The sequence below is a fragment of the Coriobacteriia bacterium genome, from assembly GCA_018368455.1.
Lineage (GTDB): Bacteria > Actinomycetota > Coriobacteriia > Coriobacteriales > UMGS124 > JAGZEG01.
Window position 1 is genome coordinate 21,163 of record JAGZEG010000001.1, and the last position, 18,235, is coordinate 39,397.

Annotated in this window: 13 protein-coding genes; 7 read left to right on the forward strand and 6 right to left on the reverse strand. The window is 68.8% G+C overall.

The window, feature by feature from the left end; all coding sequences use genetic code 11:
- Window positions 1-7 precede the first annotated feature (7 nt).
- The 4 genes from KHZ24_00105 to KHZ24_00120 all read right to left on the reverse strand — a co-directional run bounded on the left by KHZ24_00105 (window position 8) and on the right by KHZ24_00120 (window position 5,127).
- The gene (locus KHZ24_00105; protein MBS5449606.1) at window positions 8-1,504 is read right to left on the reverse strand and encodes a helix-turn-helix transcriptional regulator; all 1,497 of its coding nucleotides are present in this window, start codon (window positions 1,502-1,504) and stop codon (window positions 8-10) included.
- Window positions 1,505-1,712: 208 nt separating this feature from the next.
- Window positions 1,713-2,912, reverse strand: coding sequence for an NAD(P)H-dependent oxidoreductase (locus tag KHZ24_00110; protein MBS5449607.1), 1,200 nt, complete (start codon window positions 2,910-2,912; stop codon window positions 1,713-1,715).
- 44 nt (window positions 2,913-2,956) lie between these two features.
- Window positions 2,957-3,673, reverse strand: coding sequence for a DUF4405 domain-containing protein (locus KHZ24_00115; GenBank protein ID MBS5449608.1), 717 nt, complete (start codon window positions 3,671-3,673; stop codon window positions 2,957-2,959).
- Window positions 3,673-5,127 (reverse strand): SUMF1/EgtB/PvdO family nonheme iron enzyme, encoded by a 1,455-nt coding sequence (locus tag KHZ24_00120; GenBank protein MBS5449609.1) that lies wholly within the window; start codon window positions 5,125-5,127, stop codon window positions 3,673-3,675. The genes KHZ24_00115 and KHZ24_00120 overlap by 1 nt, the downstream gene beginning before the upstream one ends.
- A gap of 246 nt (window positions 5,128-5,373) precedes the next feature.
- Between KHZ24_00120 and KHZ24_00125 the strand changes: the two genes are divergently transcribed.
- Window positions 5,374-6,306, forward strand: a complete 933-nt coding sequence (locus tag KHZ24_00125; GenBank protein ID MBS5449610.1) for a LysR family transcriptional regulator — start codon at window positions 5,374-5,376, stop codon at window positions 6,304-6,306.
- Between the two features lie 35 nt (window positions 6,307-6,341).
- On the opposite strand, the gene KHZ24_00130 is transcribed toward KHZ24_00125, so the two are convergent.
- Window positions 6,342-7,715, reverse strand: a complete 1,374-nt coding sequence (locus tag KHZ24_00130; protein ID MBS5449611.1) for a DHA2 family efflux MFS transporter permease subunit — start codon at window positions 7,713-7,715, stop codon at window positions 6,342-6,344.
- 280 nt (window positions 7,716-7,995) lie between these two features.
- Between KHZ24_00130 and KHZ24_00135 the strand changes: the two genes are divergently transcribed.
- The 4 genes from KHZ24_00135 to KHZ24_00150 all read left to right on the forward strand — a co-directional run bounded on the left by KHZ24_00135 (window position 7,996) and on the right by KHZ24_00150 (window position 13,610).
- Window positions 7,996-8,889 (forward strand): LysR family transcriptional regulator, encoded by an 894-nt coding sequence (locus KHZ24_00135; protein MBS5449612.1) that lies wholly within the window; start codon window positions 7,996-7,998, stop codon window positions 8,887-8,889.
- A 71-nt stretch (window positions 8,890-8,960) separates the two neighbouring features.
- The gene (locus tag KHZ24_00140; GenBank protein MBS5449613.1) at window positions 8,961-10,538 is read left to right on the forward strand and encodes an FAD-dependent oxidoreductase; all 1,578 of its coding nucleotides are present in this window, start codon (window positions 8,961-8,963) and stop codon (window positions 10,536-10,538) included.
- 74 nt (window positions 10,539-10,612) lie between these two features.
- Window positions 10,613-11,839, forward strand: a complete 1,227-nt coding sequence (locus KHZ24_00145; protein ID MBS5449614.1) for an MFS transporter — start codon at window positions 10,613-10,615, stop codon at window positions 11,837-11,839.
- 178 nt (window positions 11,840-12,017) lie between these two features.
- On the forward strand, window positions 12,018-13,610 hold the full coding sequence (locus tag KHZ24_00150) for an FAD-dependent oxidoreductase (GenBank protein ID MBS5449615.1): 1,593 nt from the start codon (window positions 12,018-12,020) through the stop codon (window positions 13,608-13,610).
- Between the two features lie 142 nt (window positions 13,611-13,752).
- Here the strand turns inward: KHZ24_00150 and KHZ24_00155 are convergent, their stop codons facing one another.
- A complete protein-coding gene (locus KHZ24_00155) occupies window positions 13,753-15,822 on the reverse strand; it encodes an elongation factor G (protein MBS5449616.1) in 2,070 nt (689 codons plus the stop codon).
- 310 nt (window positions 15,823-16,132) lie between these two features.
- On the opposite strand from KHZ24_00155, the gene KHZ24_00160 reads away from it, so the two are divergent.
- Both KHZ24_00160 and KHZ24_00165 read left to right on the forward strand, forming a co-directional pair.
- Window positions 16,133-17,101: a DUF4282 domain-containing protein gene (locus KHZ24_00160; GenBank protein MBS5449617.1), complete on the forward strand. Its 969-nt coding sequence runs from the start codon at window positions 16,133-16,135 to the stop codon at window positions 17,099-17,101.
- Complete coding sequence (locus KHZ24_00165) at window positions 17,101-18,084, forward strand: N-acetylmuramoyl-L-alanine amidase (GenBank protein ID MBS5449618.1); 984 nt, start codon at window positions 17,101-17,103, stop codon at window positions 18,082-18,084. The genes KHZ24_00160 and KHZ24_00165 overlap by 1 nt, the downstream gene beginning before the upstream one ends.
- The last annotated feature ends 151 nt before the right edge of the window (window positions 18,085-18,235 follow it).

Consider the following 18,235-nt stretch of genomic DNA (forward strand, 5'->3'; position numbering starts at 1 on the left):
GCTGCCCCTACTCGATGCCCACAAGCGTCATGAGCTCCTGGCGGCTGTGGATGTCGAGCTTGGCGTAGAGCGTCTTCGCGTAGCCGCGCACCGTGTTCTCTGACAGCGCCATCTGCTCGGCGATGTAGCGCTTCGAGCGCCCGCGGCAGATGAGCTTCATTGTGTCCAGCTCGCGCTCGCTCAGGGCGTACGCGCGCCCCGCGGCCTCGCAGCGCGCGTCTATCTCGTCGGGCGCTTGCGACGGCACGAGCTCGGGGCTGCCGTCGGCGAACAGGCGCACGTCGTCGGCCTGGCCGGCGCCCGAGGCGAGCACCGTGCACAGCACGAGTACGCACACGACGTCGAGCACAAGCACGCTGGGGCTCACCTCGACGCCACCCAGCAACGTCCTGAGGGCGAGCCCGGCGCCGAGTGCTAGCGTGTACGTGCCCATGCCTAGCGAGAAGATCACGACGGGGTGGCGCTGCGAGCGTCGGGCCAGCGCCGCAAGCGCGAGGAAGATGAGCACGACCATGACGTAGCGCGCGAGGTCGAACACGACGAACGGCACCGCAGCGATGCCTTCGAGGTTGACGGAGACGACCATGAGCAGCGTGAGCAGCCCGAGCGCCGCCTGGCACAGGCTGGCGACGCTGACGCGCTGCCACAGCCGCGAGACGGCGACGAGCGCCAGCAGGGGAACGGCGGTCTTGAGCGCGAAGTTAAGCGGCACGAACCACAGCGCGTTGTACACGCCGCCCGCCTCGCCGCGGAACATGCCCATCGCGACGCCGAATGCCGCGAGCTCGACGAGCAGCAGGCCGAGGCCGAGCCTGCCCTCTCCGGTCCCGAGTGCCCCGGGGGCCGAGGGCGACGTCTGCGCCGCGCCCGCGAGCTCCGTGGGGGTATCCGACGCCGCGAGCCTGCGGGCCACGCCCAGCGCCAGCGCGTAGAGCACCGGCAGGACGGCGGCGCATACGGAGGCCACCTCTATGGGCAGCATGTCGAGCGGCAGACGCACGAGCGGGACGACGGCGAACGAGAGCAGCAGGTAGCTGACCGCGTCGCGCAGCGGGAGCAGGGAGCACAGCGCGAAGTATGCCGCGTAGCTTGCGACGAGGCACGCGGCGCCGACGATCTCGAACGCGAGCGAGAGCGCGGGCATGCCGAAGAGCTGGCCGGCGACGACGAGGGCGGGGGAGAGTGCCATGAGGACGGCGACTGCGCCTGCCAGGACGCGGGATATGCGCGCGTTGGGACGCGATGCCTCACCCGAGGGGCTTTCGGGCGCGCGAGGGGCCCCGCCCGGGGACGGCCTGCGCCAGAGTACGAGCGCCAGCGCGGCGAGCGCCGCGCCCTCGGCGAGGTAGAACACGAGGTTGGGATCGCCCAGCGTGGCGGCGCCGTCCATGGCGCGCAGCATGACCCACAGCCATATCTGCGGTAGTGCCAGGCAGAGCAGGCAAATATGCGCTACCGACCCGAACAGTTCCCGCATGCGCCCGCCCGCGTCCGATGCCTCCACGGCGTCCCCTTTCCTCTACCGGGCGTGCCCGTGCGGCCCGGCTTTTTCGCCTTCCATAATACGAGGCCCGCCCCGCTTACGCACCATGTGAGATGCGGGCGGGGTGGGCCGTTTTTGGAAGCGGGCGCTGCGGCGGTGTCACCGGAGCGGGTGCCTTGGGTGCGGTGCATTTCGCGTTTCGGGACGCCCCGTCGCGAAAGCCGCCCTTCTACAGGGCCTCGAGCGTCACGGTCGCGTCGCCGTGGCCGAACAGCTCGGCCGCTGTCGCCGCGTCCACGTGGCCGAGTCGCTGGAAATCGAACACCTCGCCGTTCTGCGCGTAGCGGATGACGAAGCTGTGGCGCGGCGGCCAGTACAGGATGTCGCCGACCTCGTAGCCCTGCGAGCGCACGTCGTCGACTGGCAGCTCGTCCTCGAAGCGGTAGCACATCTCGTTGTTGTACAGGTCGAGCATAGGGAGCTCGAGCGGCAGGCGTGCCATGAGGTCGCGCGTCGTGGCGTTGTCCTCCATGACGGCGTCGACGCTGCGGCCGTCTACCGTGATGCGCATGACGATGCCCTGGCTCTCGGATTCGCTCGACGACGCTCGTGCCCCGTCGCGGCCCGACGACGCGGCCCCTCCCGAGGCGAGGGCCTGTCGCGCCAGCTCCAGGGACTCCGCTGCCCAGGCACGCGCCTGCTCGGGGATGGCGGCGTCCGCCGTCCTCATGCGCAGCCCCGGCAGCACGGTCGCGTCGGGGCAGAGCTCGGCGATGTGCTGGGCGGCCTCTTCGACGCTGACGGCGAGGCTCGTGCAGAACGGCGCGATGACCGTGCCGGCCGTGTCCACCTCGTCGAGAAAGGAGCGGATGGCCATGGGCTCGGAGTACCACCAGATGGGAAAGCCGAGGAACAGCACGTCATAGCCCTGCGCGACGCTCTGGTCCGAGGCGAGGGCGGGGCGGACGTCGTCGGCCTGCTCGACCTCGGCAAGGGCGGACGCCTCCGTGTGGATGACGGGGTAGGCCTGCTGCGTCTGGATCTGGAACACGCCCGCGTCAAGCTCCTGGGCGATGGCGAGCGCTGCGGTCTGCGTGTTGTTCTCGAACGGCGTCGCGTGCGTCACGGCGTCCATGCCTTCGCTTACGGCGTCGGCCTGCGAGAAGTAGGCGACGAGCACGCGGGGCGCGTCCGGGGTCGAGCCGGCGGGGGCCTCCGTCGCGTCGGCGACGCGCAGCGCGGGATCGGGAGAGTCCCCGTTCAGGGCGCGCAGGCCCTGGTAGCAGCCAAGCGCAGCCATTCCCGCGGCACATGCCGAGCCTAGGCCGAGAAACGCGCGCCGAGACATGCCGCCGGAGCGTGCCGCCTCGCCGCTATCGGCAGCCAGCGGGGCCCTTCGGGGGCTCTTGGGCTCGTCGTGGGAAGCCATGGGCGTCCTTTCGTTTTGAGGGGAAGGGCTTTCAGGGAGGGGGCTTACGATGCCTGCCGCGCCACTCGCGACCCGCGCAGGCGTTGCAGCCCGAGTTGCGCGAGGTGGGCGGCCGCGCACGTGCCGGCGACGGCGCCGAGCGTCTTTGCGTGGTTCGAGGCGTCGCTTCCGACGGAGCCGAAGCCAAACGACGCGGCGCCGTCGAACGTCACGAGGTTTTCGAGCAGGCCCCCGCTCACGAGGCACCAGGCGCCCAGGCCACACAGGGCGAGCGCCGCAGCGAGCCACAACGTCCGGGCGGGGCCGGCCCCGGGCAGGCGCGCCCACAACCGCCGCAGCATGACGTGGGCGTGCAGCCCCACATGGAAGGCCATGAGCAGCACGCACCAGGCGCTCGCCGCCATGTGGATCGTGCGGGCGTACCAGGGCATGGCGAGCGGCCAGCCGGGCAGCACGTAGCCCGCCATGAGGACGGAGCTCAGGGAGAGGGCGACGAGGCACGCGGCCAGCCCGAGGTCGACGGCCGTGTTCAACGTGCGGGCGATGCCGTAGCGACCGCGGCGCAGCGACGCAAACCAGCGCGCGTTGAGGGCCAGGTGGGCGACGAACAGGGCGAGCAGGCCCACGCCGTACGCGGCGTGGGGGAGCAGCCCCGAGCCTGCGCGATAGCCCATGAGGTAGAGCAGCACGACGAGCATCGTGACGTCGACGCAGCCCTTGACGACGGCAGTCGCGCGCCGGGCCGCCTGCGTGCCTGCCATTACTGAGCCGCCGTTCCTAGGCCGATGCGGGCAAGCCAGGCGTCGATGTCGCCCGACAGCGAGCCGCCGCCCGAGTACGTGAACTCGAACCCGTGCGTGACGACGCTGCCCTGCGCGGCCTTGGCGACGTCAGAGAGGCTGTCGCCGAAGCGCGTGCCCCCGTTGGATGAGAACGTCGCGATGAGCTTGCCCGTCAGGTCGTGCTCGTCGAGGAACGTCGCCACCGGCATGGGGATCGTCGACCACCAGGTGGGGTAGCCCAGCAACACGACGTCGTAGCTCGCGATGTCGTCGACGTGGGCGGCGAGCGGCGGGTGCACGTTGTTGTTCATGTCCGCCTGCGAGTCCTCGTAGATGTTGCCCTGGTAGGGCTGGGCCATCGCGATCTCAAACAGCGGGGCGCCCGTCTTGTCAGCGATCATCTGCGCGGCCCGCGCCGTGTTGCCCGAGTGCGAGAAGTACGCGATCAGGATGCGCGGCTCGGCGGGCACGGCTATGCTCAGCGGGCCCTCGGTGGCGACGACGTCGCTGGGCGCGTCCGAGGCATTCGCGTTGCGGGCCACGCGAAAGCCCATGTTGCGATCGACCCACGAGGGGTTGCACGCCGACCGGTACGCGCTGCGCAGCTGCTTGGCGAAGTCGTCGTACCCGCCACCACGGTTTGTGCGCAGCGACCCCTGCGTGGGGCCCGCCGGATCGCTTGCCGCCTCGGGGCCGTAGGGCGCATAGAGGTCGAAGCACCACTCCGAGACGTTGCCGCACATGTTGTACAGGCCCCAGGCGTTGGGCGGTAGCTCCGCCACGCCGATCGTCTGGCCGCGGTTGGCGCTCGTCACGACGGCGGGGTCGCGGCGCATGACGTAGTTCTCCTCGATGAGGTAGGGATAGCTGCCCTCGAAGTTGGCCACGTCGCTCGTGATCTGTTCGCCGGCGGGGAAGATGCCCGTCGACCCGGCGCGGGCCGCGTACTCCCACTCGGCCTCCGTGGGCAGGCGGTAGCCGTCGGCTGAGCGGTCCCAGCTCACCGAGCCGTCCTCGCCGACCTCGTAGCAGCGCGTCAGCCCCTGCTCGTCGCTGATCCGGTTGCAGAACTCGATGGCGTCGTACCAGCTCACCTGCTCGACGGGCAGGTTGTCGCCGACGTTTGCGCTGGGGTTCGTCCCCATGACGCGGGCGTATTCGGCCTGCATGACCTCGTAGGGCGCGAGGCGAAACGCCGACAGCGTGACGTCGTGCTGCGTCTCGTCTGCCTGGCGCTGGCGCTCGCTGTCGGGGCTGCCCATGGAGAACGTGCCTGCGGGTATGTCGACGAGCTCGATGCCGGGCTCGGTTGCCTCGGCGATGCGCGGCAGGGAGGCGGTGCACAGTGGCGAGCCCACTGCGAGGGCGGCAGTGCCGAGCGCGATGAATGACCTGCGGCTCAGCGCGTGCGCGTTTCGATGCGTGCTGGTCATGGGTACCTCCTTTTCGGGTGCGTGTGGGTGGGTCTACCGGGGAGGGCGAGCCTTGCCCGGCCGTATGGCGCTTTCCGTCGCCAGCATCGAAGATACCGGCTCGCACCGCGTGGCGGAATATCCTAGTAGATGAGATTGCATAAACCCGTGGTTCATATGTACGGTATAATTGCTGCGTGTAGCGTCTTTTGAGAACACCTCGAGTCAATGCCGTGTCAGTTTGATTACGTGAGGGGAGCGACGCTCATGCTCTATGACTACCGGCTCGACGCCTTCGTTGCCGCCGCCCAGGCAGGCAGCTTCACCAAGGCCGCGCAGCTCCTGACCCTGTCGCCGACGGCCCTGCTCAAGCAGGTCCGGGCCCTCGAGGCGACGTGCGGCACGCCCCTGTTCACGCGCTCGAGCCAGGGAGCGGCGCTCACGCCCGCCGGCCAGAGCCTGCTGGACGACGCGCGCTCGATGATGCGTCTGTCCGACGACGCGCTGCGCCGCGTGCGCATGGCCGCAGGCGCCGACGAGGGCCTCGTGCGTCTCGGCGTCTCCGTGCTGCGCCCGGGCCGCTTTGTGCTGACGCGCTGGCAGCAGATACACGACGCCCTGCCGGGGCTGCGCCTCGAGCTCGTGCCCATCAGCGACGTGTGGTCGGAGTATCGCGCGGTCATTGGCGCGCTGGGCACGCAGGTCGACGTCGTGGCGAGCACGTATGCCTCCGACCACGGGGCAAGCCGATCCGGGGGCGCATACAACGTCGTGCCCCTGGGCGAAGCCCCCATCCTTGCGGCCGTCGCGCGCACGAACCCGCTGGCGAGTCGCGCGGAGCTGAGCCTCGATGACCTCGCGGGACAGCGCGTCACGATGCTGCGCCGCGGGAACGCCCCCATCGACCGGGCGCGCGATCTCATCGAGGAGCACGGCGGCATCGAGGTAGAGGACGCGGCCGACTTTGAGCTCTCGACGTTCAACGCGTGCGCCGATGCGGGGGGCATCCTCATCACGAACGGCCTGTGGCCGACGGCCCACCCCGGCCTCGTGCGCGTGCCGATCGCATGGGACGCGACGATACCTTACGGCCTGCTCTACCCGCTCGAGCCGAGCCCGGCTGTCGCGCGCCTTGTGGCGTGGTTGCGCGAGCACGTAGGGGAGTTCTCCGAGGGCTACACGCCGGACGGGCGGGGGTAGAGCCGTCGGGCCGCGCACGCCAGCGTGGGCCTGGCCTATCTCTTCGGGTTCCTGCCGAGCCTCGCCGCCATGACGGCCGCAGCCACGACGAGGGCCGCCGCCACCGCGAAGCTCAGGCGCAGCGCGCTGCCCAGCGTCGGCGCCGCCGTGACGAACAGGCCGAACAGCGCGATGCCTATGCTGGCGCCCACCTGCCGAAACGTGTTGAACAGTGCACTTGCTACCCCCGAGAGCCTTGCGTCGGCGCTTGCGAGCACGAGGCTCGACGTCGCCGGCATTGCCAGTGACCCGCCGAGACCCACGACGGCCACGAGCAGCGCGACCGAGGCGGCGGACAGCGTCGGGGCGAGCGCGGCGAGCAGCAGCAGGCCGAGCGCCTCGCACCCGAGGCCCGCGGCCATGGGCAGGCCCGACCCGTGGCGCGCGGCGATGCGGCCGCTCGCGATGTTGCCGACGAACGAGCCCGCCGCGCTCGGGACGAACGCCAGGCCAGCCGCCATCGGCGAGAGGCCGAGCCCCTGCTGCAGGTAGGTGCTGCACAGAAAGACGGTGCCGAACCAGCTCAGGATGAACGCGAAGCCCGTGAAGAGCGCGACGCGCATGCCCTTCGACCCGAATAGGGCGAGTGGCATCATCGGGTGGGCGACGCGGGCCTGCGACGCCACGAACGCGACGAGACAAAGGGCGCCGCCGATGAGCAGCCCGAGCACGAGCGGGGAGGAAATGCCCTGCTCGCCCGCCTCGATGACGCCGCCGACGAGTGCGGTCAGGCCGAGCGTCGCCAGCAGCTGCCCCGGCGCGTCAAACGTTGCGGAGCGCTGCGGCGAGGGGGCGACCTGCGTGCACGCCGCAAGGACGAGGACGCAGACGGGCACGTTCACCGAGAAGATGAGGCTCCAGTGGATGGGCGTGAGCAGCCCGCCCAGAAGAGGTCCCGCCGCTGCGGCGACGGCTCCACCGGCCATCCAGACGCCCAGGGCGCGGGCGCGCCGGGCCTCGTCGGGGTAGGCCTCGCGGATGATCGTCATGGACGCGGGCAGCACGGCGGCTGCGGCGACGCCGAGCAGCACGCGGCCCGCGACGAGCGCGCCCATCGTCGGGGCGAGGGCACAGGCGAGCGACGCGAGCGCGAACAGGGCCGTGCCGGCCACGAACAGGCGCTTCGCTCCGAGCCGGTCGGCCAGGCTGCCCGAGGCGAGCAGCAGCGCGGCGAACGCGAGCGTGTAGCCGTCGATGACCCACTGCTGGTCGGAGAGCGTGCCGCCGAGCTCGGCGGCGATCGTGGGCAGGGCGACGTTGACGATGAGCGTGTCGAGACTCACGAGGAAGAACGTCGCCGAGGCAGCCAGCACGGCGAGCTGCGCCGGGCGCTCGGCCGATCGCACCCTGGGTTCGGTATGCGCTGCCATGCCACGCCTCGCCCCTGCCGTCTGCTCCATCTCTGCCATGGGAACCGCCCTCCCGGTGTCTCGTGTCGTACTGTCGCGTGAAGTCCTGACCACGGTACGGCTCGGCCGACGTTAGGTGAACGCCTTGTTTGGTGCGCGGGGCGTGCACGTTTGGTTTATGCGACGCGTCCCTTTCGCTCTTCACCCGCTTCGTGGGGAGCGCCGCGACGCCCGTGCGCCTAACGTCAGGCTGGAGAGGTGCGCATGTCGGGTGCGCCGTGTCAGGAAGGACCGAAAGACCATGGAGTTCAGGACGCTGCAATACTTCCTCGCTGTCGTGCGCGAGCGCAACATCACGCGGGCGGCCGAGGCCCTGCATGTGACGCAGCCAACGCTCAGCCGGCAGATGTCCCAGCTCGAGGCCGAGCTTGGCGCGCAGCTCTTCGAGCGAGGACGCCAGCTGACGCTCACGGAGGCCGGGGAGGCGCTCGTGCGCCGCGCCGAAGAAGCCGTCGCTCTCATGGCACACATCGACGCCGAGGTCGGGGGTCGGGAGACGCTTGTCGGCGAGATAGCCGTCGGCACGGGCGTGCTGCTCTCGGCGCGTCACATCGTCAAGGCCGTTCGAGCGTTTCACGAGCGCTGGCCCCAGGTTCGCTGCCGCCTCCACACGAACAGCGCCGACCACCTCAAGGAGCGTCTCGACGCCGGGGACCTGGACTTTGCGCTGTTGCTCGAACCCGTCGACATGGACCGCTACGACTACGTGCGCATGCCGCAGCCTGAGCCGTGGGGCCTGCTCATGCCAGCCGACCACCCTCTTGCCGCTCAGACGAGCGTGACGCGTGCCGATGTCGCCTCGACGCCCCTCGCCGTGACGGACAGGCCGGCCCTGCAGCGCGAGCTGGCGGGCTGGATGGGGGAGGGTTACGACAGCCTTGATATAGAGGCCACGTACAACGTCGTCGACGCCGCGGCCCTGCTCGTCGAGGACGGAGGCGTGTGCGCCCTGACGACGCAGGGGGCCGGTCGCCAGCTCGGCGGAGGGGCGCTGACGTTTCGTCCGCTCGAGCCGCCGCTTGAGATGACGTGCGCCCTGGCGTGGCGCCGCAGCGTCCCCCTGTCGCGCGCCGGTGCACGCTTCCTTGACTACCTTAAGTCATGCATTTCTCGTATACGTACATATAATGAATAAGCATTTCACTTTTGATAATCGAAGTAATATCTTCTTCGGCGTTCGTTACCCACATATGGAAAGGAACGCCAATGTCCACTTCTCTTTCGCGCCGTTCGTTTGTCGCCGGGGGCCTCGCTGCCGCTACCGGCATGTCCGCCCTCGCCCTCTCCGGCTCGCGCGTCCTGGCAGACGAGGCCCCCGCTGCCTCTCCTTCGCCGACGTCCGCCCCTCAGAGCTGGGACGCCGAGGCCGACATCATCGCGATCGGCGGTGGCGCCGCAGGCCTGTCTGCCGGCATCGAGGCGGCGGACCAAGGGCTGTCGTGCATCGTCCTCGAGTCGCAGGGCATCTGCGGCGGTAACTCCATCCGCTGCAACGGCGGCATGACGATTCCCGGCTCCCCGCTGCAGGCCGAGATGGGCATCGAGGACTCGGCTGACCAGATGTACGAGGACATGTGCGCCTGGTTTGCCCACGACTACGACGAGCAGTACGTGCGCATGCTGTGCGACCTTGACTCGACGATGCTCTACGACTGGCTGACGGGCATGGGCCTCGTCTACGAACAGTCGGGCCTCGTGCAGTCCAACGGCCACTCGCGTCCCCGCGAGCACCACGTCAACCCCTACAACCTCATTAGCCTTCTCGAGGAGAACGCGCGCGCCAAGGGCGCCCAGATCGACTTCGAGACGCACGCCGACCACCTCATTCAGGACCCCGAGACGCGTCAGGTCATCGGCGTCCAGGCAACGCGCGACGGCCAGACGATCTACTACCACGCAAACCGCGCCGTCATCCTGTGCAACGGCGGTTACGGGCGCAACGCCGCCTTCTTGAACCAGCACGTGTTCGGCGAGGGCGCCGAGCGCTACGTCGAGAGCGCTTACGACGCGCCGGGCATCGACGGCTCGGGCATGCTCATGGCCATGGAGCTGGGCGCCGACACGCGCCACCTGTCCTACCACGCCATGCTGAGCGTGCAGAACCCCGACGGCATCGCCCACGACGCCTGCGCCATGATCCACCAGGGCGCCGTCATGGTGAACCTCGAGGGCCAACGCTTCGTCAACGAGGGCCAGGGCTACACGAACGTGTGGGTCGAGCTCGACGCCCAGCCCGAGTCCGTGTGCTTCCAGGTGTGGGACGACGACATCGCCCAGGCGTGCGCCGACAACGAGAGCAGCTACTACTCGCAGGCCAAGGTTGCCGCGACGGGGCTGCTCCTGCAGGCCGACACGTTCGAGGACCTCGCCGCGCAGATGGGCGTGCCCGCCGACGCGTTCGCGGCCACGATGGAGGCCTATAATGCCTCCGTGAGCGAAACCGGCGTCGACGACGCGTTCGGCCGCGCCCACACCGTTGGCGACGGCGCCGTGCCGCCCGCGCTTGACACCCCGCCGTTCTACGCGTTCAAGACGACGAACGTCCTGTGCACGACGTATGGCGGCCTCAAGCGCTGGGAGGGTGACGGCCTGCAGGCGGTTGACGTGTTCGGCCAGGTCATCCCGGGGCTGTACCTCGCCGGCGCCATCAGCGACTACTGCAACATGGGCATCATGCCCGGCACGCGTCGCCCTATCAACGCGTCGGGCACGAGCCTGAGCGGCGCCATGAGCTTCGCCCGCGCCTGCGTCCAGGCCATCGCCGGGGCAGGGGAGGCTCGCTAGTGGCCGCGGGCCTCGCGGAGCCGGCGGCTGCGCGCGTGTCCGGTGCCGCGGGGCCCGGCCGTGCGGGCGGCTCCGTGAGCGTGTCTCGGGCTCGTGGCGGTGCCGCGCCTGTCCGGCGCGCGATCGCGTTCGTCGGCGCGACGCTCTCGTTTGCGGTTGCCTACCTCGTTTCGTCGGCGCCCGTCCCGCTCTACGCAACGTACCAGCGCGAGCTGGGCCTGACGAACGCCGACCTCTCGCTGTCGTCCGTCGCCTACTTCGTGGGCACGCTCGTCTCGCTGCTCGTGCTGGCGCGCCTCTCCGACCACGTGGGGCGGCGTCCTGCTGGCCTGGCGGCGCTGGCGCTGACGGCACTGGGCTGCGTGCTGTTCGCGGGGCCGTGGCTCGGCTTGGCGTTCATGGCGGCTCGCTTTGTTCAGGGGCTCTCGTGCGGCCTGGCCTCGAGCGCGCTGGGCGCCTACGTCGTCGACTCGGCGCCGGGCCGGCTCGCGCCCGTCGTGACCGGCAGCGCCCCCATGGTCGGCCTGGCCGCGGGGTCGTTCGGTTCGGGTGCGTGTGCGCAGCTCACGGGCTCGACGTCGGCGTTCTTCGTCGGCGCGCTCGCTCTCCTCGCGGCGTGTGCCGTCCTCCTGCTTGTCGGGGCTGAGAGCGCGCCTCGCACGTCCGGTGCCCTGCGCTCGCTCGTGCCGCGGGTCCGCGTGCCACGCTCCGCGATGCGTCTGTTGCCGGCTGCGGTGCCCGTCTTCGTGGGCACGTGGGCCGTCGGCGGCTTCTACCAGGCCTTTAGCGCACCCATGGCCGCATCGTGCCTCGGCAGCGACAGCATGCTCGTCGCGGCGGCCGTCTTTGCCTGCCTGCAGGCGCCTAATGTGCTCGGCGGGATGCTGTCAGGCCGCATGGGCGCCCAGACGGCCCAGCTCGTCGGCATGGCCGCGTTTCTTGCCTGCTGCGTCGGCATCGCAGCAACGCTGGCCGCCGGGCTCGTCGGCGCCTTCCTCGTCGCGACGGCGTGCGCCGGGGCGGCGTGGGGCCTCGCTTACACGGCGAGCATGGGCCCCATCGTCGACCGTGCGGACGCCGCCGAGCGCGCCGGCACGCTCTCCGCGATCTACCTTGTGTCCTATGCGGGCGCGGCCGTGCCCAACCTCGTCGTGGGGCGCCTGTTCGCCGGTGCGGGTCTCGTGCAGGTGGTGTGGGGCTACGTCGCGCTCGTCGCCGTGGCACTGCTCGTCCTCATCGGGGCCCGCCTGTTCTCGCGGCGCGGGGCATACCCTACGTGTATGGAAAGGCATAGCAACTAGGCATTTCACTTCGTTCGGCCGTCGACCTATGATTGCTATGTCATCGGATCCCTTGATGTAACTCAATATACATTTGATCGCATTCTGCCACCCCGGTGCCCATGCGGGCCTCCGGGTGGCGGGGTGCGGCGCGAAGCGCCTCGCTCGAGTGCGATCAACGGGAAACGGGGGCACTCTCATGGAACTCACGCGTCGAAACTTCGTCGTCGGAGGCATGGCGGCGGCTGGCATGGGCGCGCTTGCGTCGGGCGCCACGGCTGCCTTGGCCAGCGAGGCGGCCTCTTCCGCGGCCGACGGGGCGCAGGCTGCCCCGGCGTCTCTGCTCGTCCCGGAGACGTGGGACGCCGAGGCCGACATCATCGCCGTCGGCGGCGGCGCCGCGGGCCTGGCGGCAGGCATCGAGGCGGGCGACCAGGGCCTTTCGTGCATTATCCTCGAGTCTCAGGGCATCTGCGGCGGCAACTCCATCCGCAGCAACGGCGGCATGGCCATACCTGGCTCTCCGCTGCAGCAGCAGATGGGCATCGAGGATTCTGCCGACCAGATGTATGACGACCTGTGCGCCTGGTTTGCCCACGACTACGTTCCCCAGTACGTGCGCATGCTGTGCGACTTCAACGCCACGATGCTCTACGACTGGCTGACGGGCATGGGCGTCGAGTTCAACGAGGCGGGGCTCGTCCAGAGCAACGCCCACTCCGTGCCGCGCGAGCACCACACGAACATGGTCGCGATGTTCGAAGCGCTCGAGGGCGCGGCCCGTGACAAGGGCGCCCAGATCGACTTCGAGACGCACGCCGACCACCTCATCCAGGATCCGGCCACGCGCCGCATCGTTGGCGTGCAGGCGACGCGGGGCGGGCAGACGCTCACGTACAAGGCCAAGAAGGCTGTCATCCTGTGCAACGGCGGCTACACACGTAACGCCGACATGCTCAACCAGCACATCTTTGGCGAGGGCGCCGAGCACTACATCGAGAGCGCCTACGACGCGCCGGGCATCGACGGGTCGGGCGTGCTGATGGGTCAGGAGGTCGGTGCCGACACGCGCCACATGTCCTACCTCAGCATGCTGACCGTGCAGAATCCTGACGGGAACGCACACGACGCCTGCGCCATGTACCACCAGGGCGCCGTGCTCGTGAACCTCGACGGCAACCGCTTCGTGGACGAGTCGCAGGGCTACACGAACGTGTGGAGCGAGCTCGACGAGCAGCCTGACGCCGTGTGCTTCCAGGTGTGGGACGACGACATCGCCCAGGCGTGCGCCGACAACGAGAGCAGCTACTACTCGCAGGCAAAGGTCGCCGCGACGGGCCTGCTCCTGCAGGCGGACACCCTTGAAGAGCTCGCCGATCAGATGGGCGTCCCGGCCGATGCGTTCGTTGCCACGATGGAGCAGTACAACGCCGATGTGTCCTCGTCCGGCGTCGACAGCGCCTTTGGGCGCGCCCACACGGCGGGCACGGGCGCCACGCCGCCCGCCCTTGACACGCCCCCGTTCTACGCGTTCAAGACGACGAGCGTGCTGTGCTGCACCTACGGCGGGCTTCGCCGCTGGGATGGCGACGGCCTGCAGGCGGCTGACGTGTTCGGCCAGGTCATCCCCAGCCTCTACCTGGCGGGTGCCATCAGCGACTGGTGCAACCAGGGCTGCATCCCGCGCACGCGCATCCCGATCAACTCGTCGGGAACGAGCCTCGGCGGCGCGCTGAGCTTCGGACGCGCCTGTGCCCAGGCTATCGCCGGTCTCGACAGCTGGGACGAGTAGGGGACGCTCCGAACGCCTCGGAGTGCGTCTTGTCGCTGGCGCGCGTTAAAAGCGGCACCAAAAAGCCCGGTCGCCCCTCTGCTGGGGACGGCCGGGCTCCTTTGTGCCCCGTGACATGTCGTGCGAGCTGGGCGGCTTACACCTACTTGCTGCCCTCGGCGCGCTGCTTCTGGTACTCCTCGATGAGCTTGGCGGCCGTGTCATGCGGCACCTGCTCGTAACCCTCGAGCTCGATCGTGTACTCGCCCGTGCCGCGCGACAGCGAGCGCAGGCGCGTGGAGTAGTCCGTGACCTCGGCGTAGGGGATGGTCGCGAGCACCTTCGTGTTGCCGCGCCCGTCGGAGTCCATGCCGGTCACACGGCCGCGGCTCGCCGAGACGTCGCCCATGACGGAGCCGGCGTAGGCGTCGGGCACCGTGATGACCATGTTGGCCATGGGCTCGAGGATGACGGGGTCGGCGTGCTCGCACGCGGCGCGGAAGCCGATGCGCGCGGCCGTCTTGAACGCCATCTCGTTCGAGTCGACGGGGTGGTACGAGCCGTCGAAGCACGCCACCTTGACGTCGACCATCGGGTAGCCGGCGATGACGCCCTCGACCATAGCCTCCTGCACGCCCTTGTCGACGGCGGGGATGTACTGGCGCGGAATCTTGCCGCCGACGATCTCGTCGAGGAACTCGTAGCCCTCGCCGGGGTTGGGCTCGACGCGCAGCCAGCAGTCGCCGAACTGGCCGGCGCCGCCCGTCTGCTTCTTGTGGCGGCCCTGAGCCGAGGCGGCCTTGCGGATCGTCTCGCGATAGGGGATGCGCAGCGGCTCGATGACCGCCTCGATGCCCACGCGCTCGCCGAGGCGGTTGAGCAGCACGGAGACCTGCGCCTCGCCGATGGCGGAGATGACGGTCTGGTGCGTCTCCTCGTTGCGCGTCACGCTGATCGTCGGGTCGGCGTCGCACGTCTTCTCGAGGAAGGCGCCGAGCTTGTCCTCCTCCGTGCGGTTCTTGGCGCGGATGGCCACCTGGTACAGCGAGTTGGGGAAGCGGAACGCCTCGGCCTCGACCTTGCCCGTCGTCGACAGCGTGTCGCCCGTGTTGGCGTCGAGCTTGGGGACGACGATGATGTCGCCGGCGAGGGCGCGATTGACGTCCGTCGTGTCGTGGCCGCACATGAGGTACAGGTGACCCATGCGCTCGCGTTTCTGCGTGCGGGCGCACACGAGCTCCGTCGCAGGCTCGAGCGTGCCGGCCAGCACCTTGAGGAACGACAGACGGCCGGCGGCCGGGTCGACAAGCGTCTTGAAGACGAAGGCGACGGGGCGCTCGTCTGCCGAGGAGATCTTGAGCGACGTGCCGTCGTTCAGCGGCATGGCGCCGTAGTCGAGCGGCGACGGGAAGTAGGCGACGATGTCGTCGAGCAGCAGGCGAACGCCCTGCTCTTTGACGGCGGAGCCCACGTAGACGGGGACGAACATGCGCTGTGCGATGGCGACGCCCAGCAGGCGCTCAAGGTCGTCCTGGGAGAGGGGCTCTCCCTCGAGGTAGCGCTCCATGGCGTCGTCGTCCGCCTCAACGACCAGGTCGCACATGTGGTCGTGGGCCTTCTGGGCGGCGTCGGCGAACTCGGCGGGGATGTCGCCGACTGTCTGCGCGCCGTCGGGACCGTACGTGTGGGCCTGCATGCGTAGGACGTCGATGACGCCGTGGAAGTCGGGGCCTTCGCCCATGGGCAGGCTCATGGCGCCCAGGCGCGTGCCGAAGCGCTCCGTCAGGGCCTCGAGCGTGTCAGAGAAGCTGACGTTGTCCTTGTCGATGCGGTTGACGAACACGGCGCGGGCAAGCGGCAGGTCCTCGGCCGCATACCACAGCTTGACGGTCGTGGGCTGTGGGCCCTCGGATGCGTCGACGACGAACAGGGCCGTCTCGGCCACGGAGAGCGCCGCGTAGGCGTCGCCGATGAAGTCGGGGTAGCACGGTGCGTCGAGGATGTTGATCTTCAGGCCGTTGTGCTCGATGGGCGCGATGGACGTCGAGATGGAGAAGTTGCGCTTCGACTCCTCGGGGTCATAGTCGAGCGTCGGCTTCGAGCCGGCGTGCCCGCCAAGGCGCGCCGTCTTGCCGGAGAGGTGCAGCATCGCCTCGGCGAGCGACGTCTTTCCCACCCCTCCCTGGCCTACAAGTACGAGGTTTCTCACCCGGTCTGTCTGAGGTGCGCCCATCGCTGTCTCCTGACTCTCTGTGGTCGACATCATTGAGCCGTGCAACCGTACCGGCATGCCTGCGCGACGCCTGCGGTGTCGCGCGCATGCCCCCTATAGTAGTTCACAGAATGCACAAATAAAGCGGGAAGGCGAACTTTTGTCCTGACGTCGACGTATGGCGTGATATGCGGGGGCGGGAACGCTGCTCAAGGGGCGGCGTGGTATCCTGTCAGGCTAGGTGCATTCTGACGGGATGCAACTCTATTACCGGCCGCTCGCCACGGGGCGTGCGGAGGCCTGTGCCGCGCGAAAGGGGCGTGACTTTGCCGTGTTAAGTGGAATAGGTGGACTTGGGTCGTACGGCCAGATGCTCTCTCTGGTCTTTCTCGACACGACCACGCTGTTGACGTGCTCCATTCTGACGCTCGTGCTTGCGGTGCTCGTGTGCGTTGTCGGCATGCCGCGCGGCAAGAAGCACGGTGCATCCGGCGGCCTGCGCGCGTTTCTCAATTTTGACCGCCTTGTCGTGGCGTCCATTTTCAAGTTCTGCTACGTGCTGCTCTCCATCGGGGTGCTCGTGTTCTCGATCGGTGGCTTCGTGCACTTCTGCGTCGAGGCCATCAGCTCGGGCTACGCCTCGTTTCTTGGCGCCGGCCAGTGGGCGCTCATCGTCGTCAGCCTGCTCGTCGGCATCGTGCTGTGCGAGGTGGTGCTTCGCGTCTCGTTCGAGCTCGCCATGCTGATGGTCAAGCTCGTCGAGAACGTCGCCGCCATCAAGGAACATCTCGACGAGGGGGTGGCCGTCGCTGCCCCTGCTGCTGAGGCTGGCGCTGACGCGCAGGGCTGGTATGAGGGCGGTGCCGGCTCGGGCGGCTACGACGGCGGTTATAGCGCGACGGGGTATGCCCAGACCGGCCATGCGCACCCATATCCCCCGGAGCCCGTCGCGGTTGCGCGCAGCTATGCGGCTCCCGAGCCGCCGGCGGCCTGGCACGATCCCTCCTACGGAAACGCGGGCTACGACCAGGGCGCGTACGGCGCATACGATCCTGCCTACGAGGATCCGGGCTACGACAGCACGGCGGACTATGAGGACGCCGGCTACAACGTCGATGAGCAGGACGCCTCTCGAACGCACGTCCTGGATCACGCGACCGATGCCACGACGACCCTGCCTGCAGGGGACGGGGCATCCGATGACGACGCTCAGACGTGGGATTGCCCGTGCGGCGCCCGTGGCAACACGGGGAACTTCTGCAGCGCCTGTGGCCAGCCGCGGGCGAAGGGTGACGCGTAGTGGCCGCCGTGCGGCGCCGGCTGCCTGACGACTGGGAGGCGGGCGACGGGCGCGCTCCCTATGGCAGCCCCACGCGCCTCGATCCGGTCGATCTGCCCATCAGGCGCTCGAACCCGCTGCTCGAAGCTGTGTCCGCGCTTTCCGGGGGAATGAGGCTAGCTCTTCTGCTTGGCGTCATCGCCGCCGTGTGCCTTGTCGTGCTCGGCTTTGTCGCCTGTCCTGGCCCACAGCCCATCTCTTTCGTGGGCGGGCCGTCGCAGGCCGCTGCGCAGGGCGTGTCCCAGCTGGGCACCGTCGTCACAACGCTGCGAGATGACGTGCGGACGCGTCTGGCCTCGGGCGACTGGCCTGTGCGCGGCGTCGTGTGCATCGACGCCGGCCACGGGGAGCAGGCCGACCTCACGCTTACGCCCATTGGTCCGGGCTCGAGTGAGATGCAGTACGTCGAGCCGGGTGGCGCGACAGGCGTCGCGACGGGCGTGCCCGAGTACGAGGTCGCGCTTGAGATGGCCCTGCGGCTTCAGGAGAAGCTCGAGGCCATGGGCGTCACCGTCGTCATGGTGCGTATGACGAACGACGTCGTCCTCTCGAGCGAGCAGCGCGCGCAGGTCGCCAACGAGTGCGGAGCCGACCTGTTCATCCGCCTGCACTGCGACGGCGGGGACGACCCATCCGTTAGTGGTTTTTCAACGCTCGTGCCGGGCGTGAATGAGTGGACGGAGCCCATCTACGAGGCGTCGCTGCAGGCGGCGGAGATCATGCACCCCATCATCATCGATGAGACGGGCGCCAACGACATGGGTATCGTCGAGCGCAGCGACCTTGCCGGGTTCAACTTCTGTCAGGTGCCGTCCGTCCTGTATGAGATGGGCTTCATCTCGAACCCTGACGAAGACGTGCGCATGAACGACCCGGCCTACCAGGATGTTCTTGCGAGTGCAATGGCCGACGGCGCGGCCGCCTACCTACGGGCGGTGTCGTAACAGACTCTAGATTCATAGTTGAGAGTTGAAAAAGAAAAAAGTATAAAGTCTCTCGTGAGCGTCTAAAGCAAATGATTTTCAAGCGTGCGATACGGTCGCGGAGATTTGGCCGAAGATGCTTTGGCCGAGCCAAGTATGTAGGTCGCCATAC

Excerpts from the sequence above, each read along its gene's own strand:
- KHZ24_00150 (MBS5449615.1), top strand. The coding sequence starts at position 12,018 with ATGGAACTCACGCGTCGAAACTTCGTCGTCGGAGGCATGGCGGCGGCT.
- KHZ24_00155 (MBS5449616.1), bottom strand. The coding sequence starts at position 15,822 with ATGGGCGCACCTCAGACAGACCGGGTGAGAAACCTCGTACTTGTAGGC.
- KHZ24_00130 (MBS5449611.1), bottom strand. The coding sequence starts at position 7,715 with ATGGCAGCGCATACCGAACCCAGGGTGCGATCGGCCGAGCGCCCGGCG.
- KHZ24_00110 (MBS5449607.1), bottom strand. The coding sequence starts at position 2,912 with ATGGCTTCCCACGACGAGCCCAAGAGCCCCCGAAGGGCCCCGCTGGCT.
- KHZ24_00135 (MBS5449612.1), top strand. The coding sequence starts at position 7,996 with ATGGAGTTCAGGACGCTGCAATACTTCCTCGCTGTCGTGCGCGAGCGC.
- KHZ24_00125 (MBS5449610.1), top strand. The coding sequence starts at position 5,374 with ATGCTCTATGACTACCGGCTCGACGCCTTCGTTGCCGCCGCCCAGGCA.
- KHZ24_00140 (MBS5449613.1), top strand. The coding sequence starts at position 8,961 with ATGTCCACTTCTCTTTCGCGCCGTTCGTTTGTCGCCGGGGGCCTCGCT.
- KHZ24_00120 (MBS5449609.1), bottom strand. The coding sequence starts at position 5,127 with ATGACCAGCACGCATCGAAACGCGCACGCGCTGAGCCGCAGGTCATTC.
- KHZ24_00115 (MBS5449608.1), bottom strand. The coding sequence starts at position 3,673 with ATGGCAGGCACGCAGGCGGCCCGGCGCGCGACTGCCGTCGTCAAGGGC.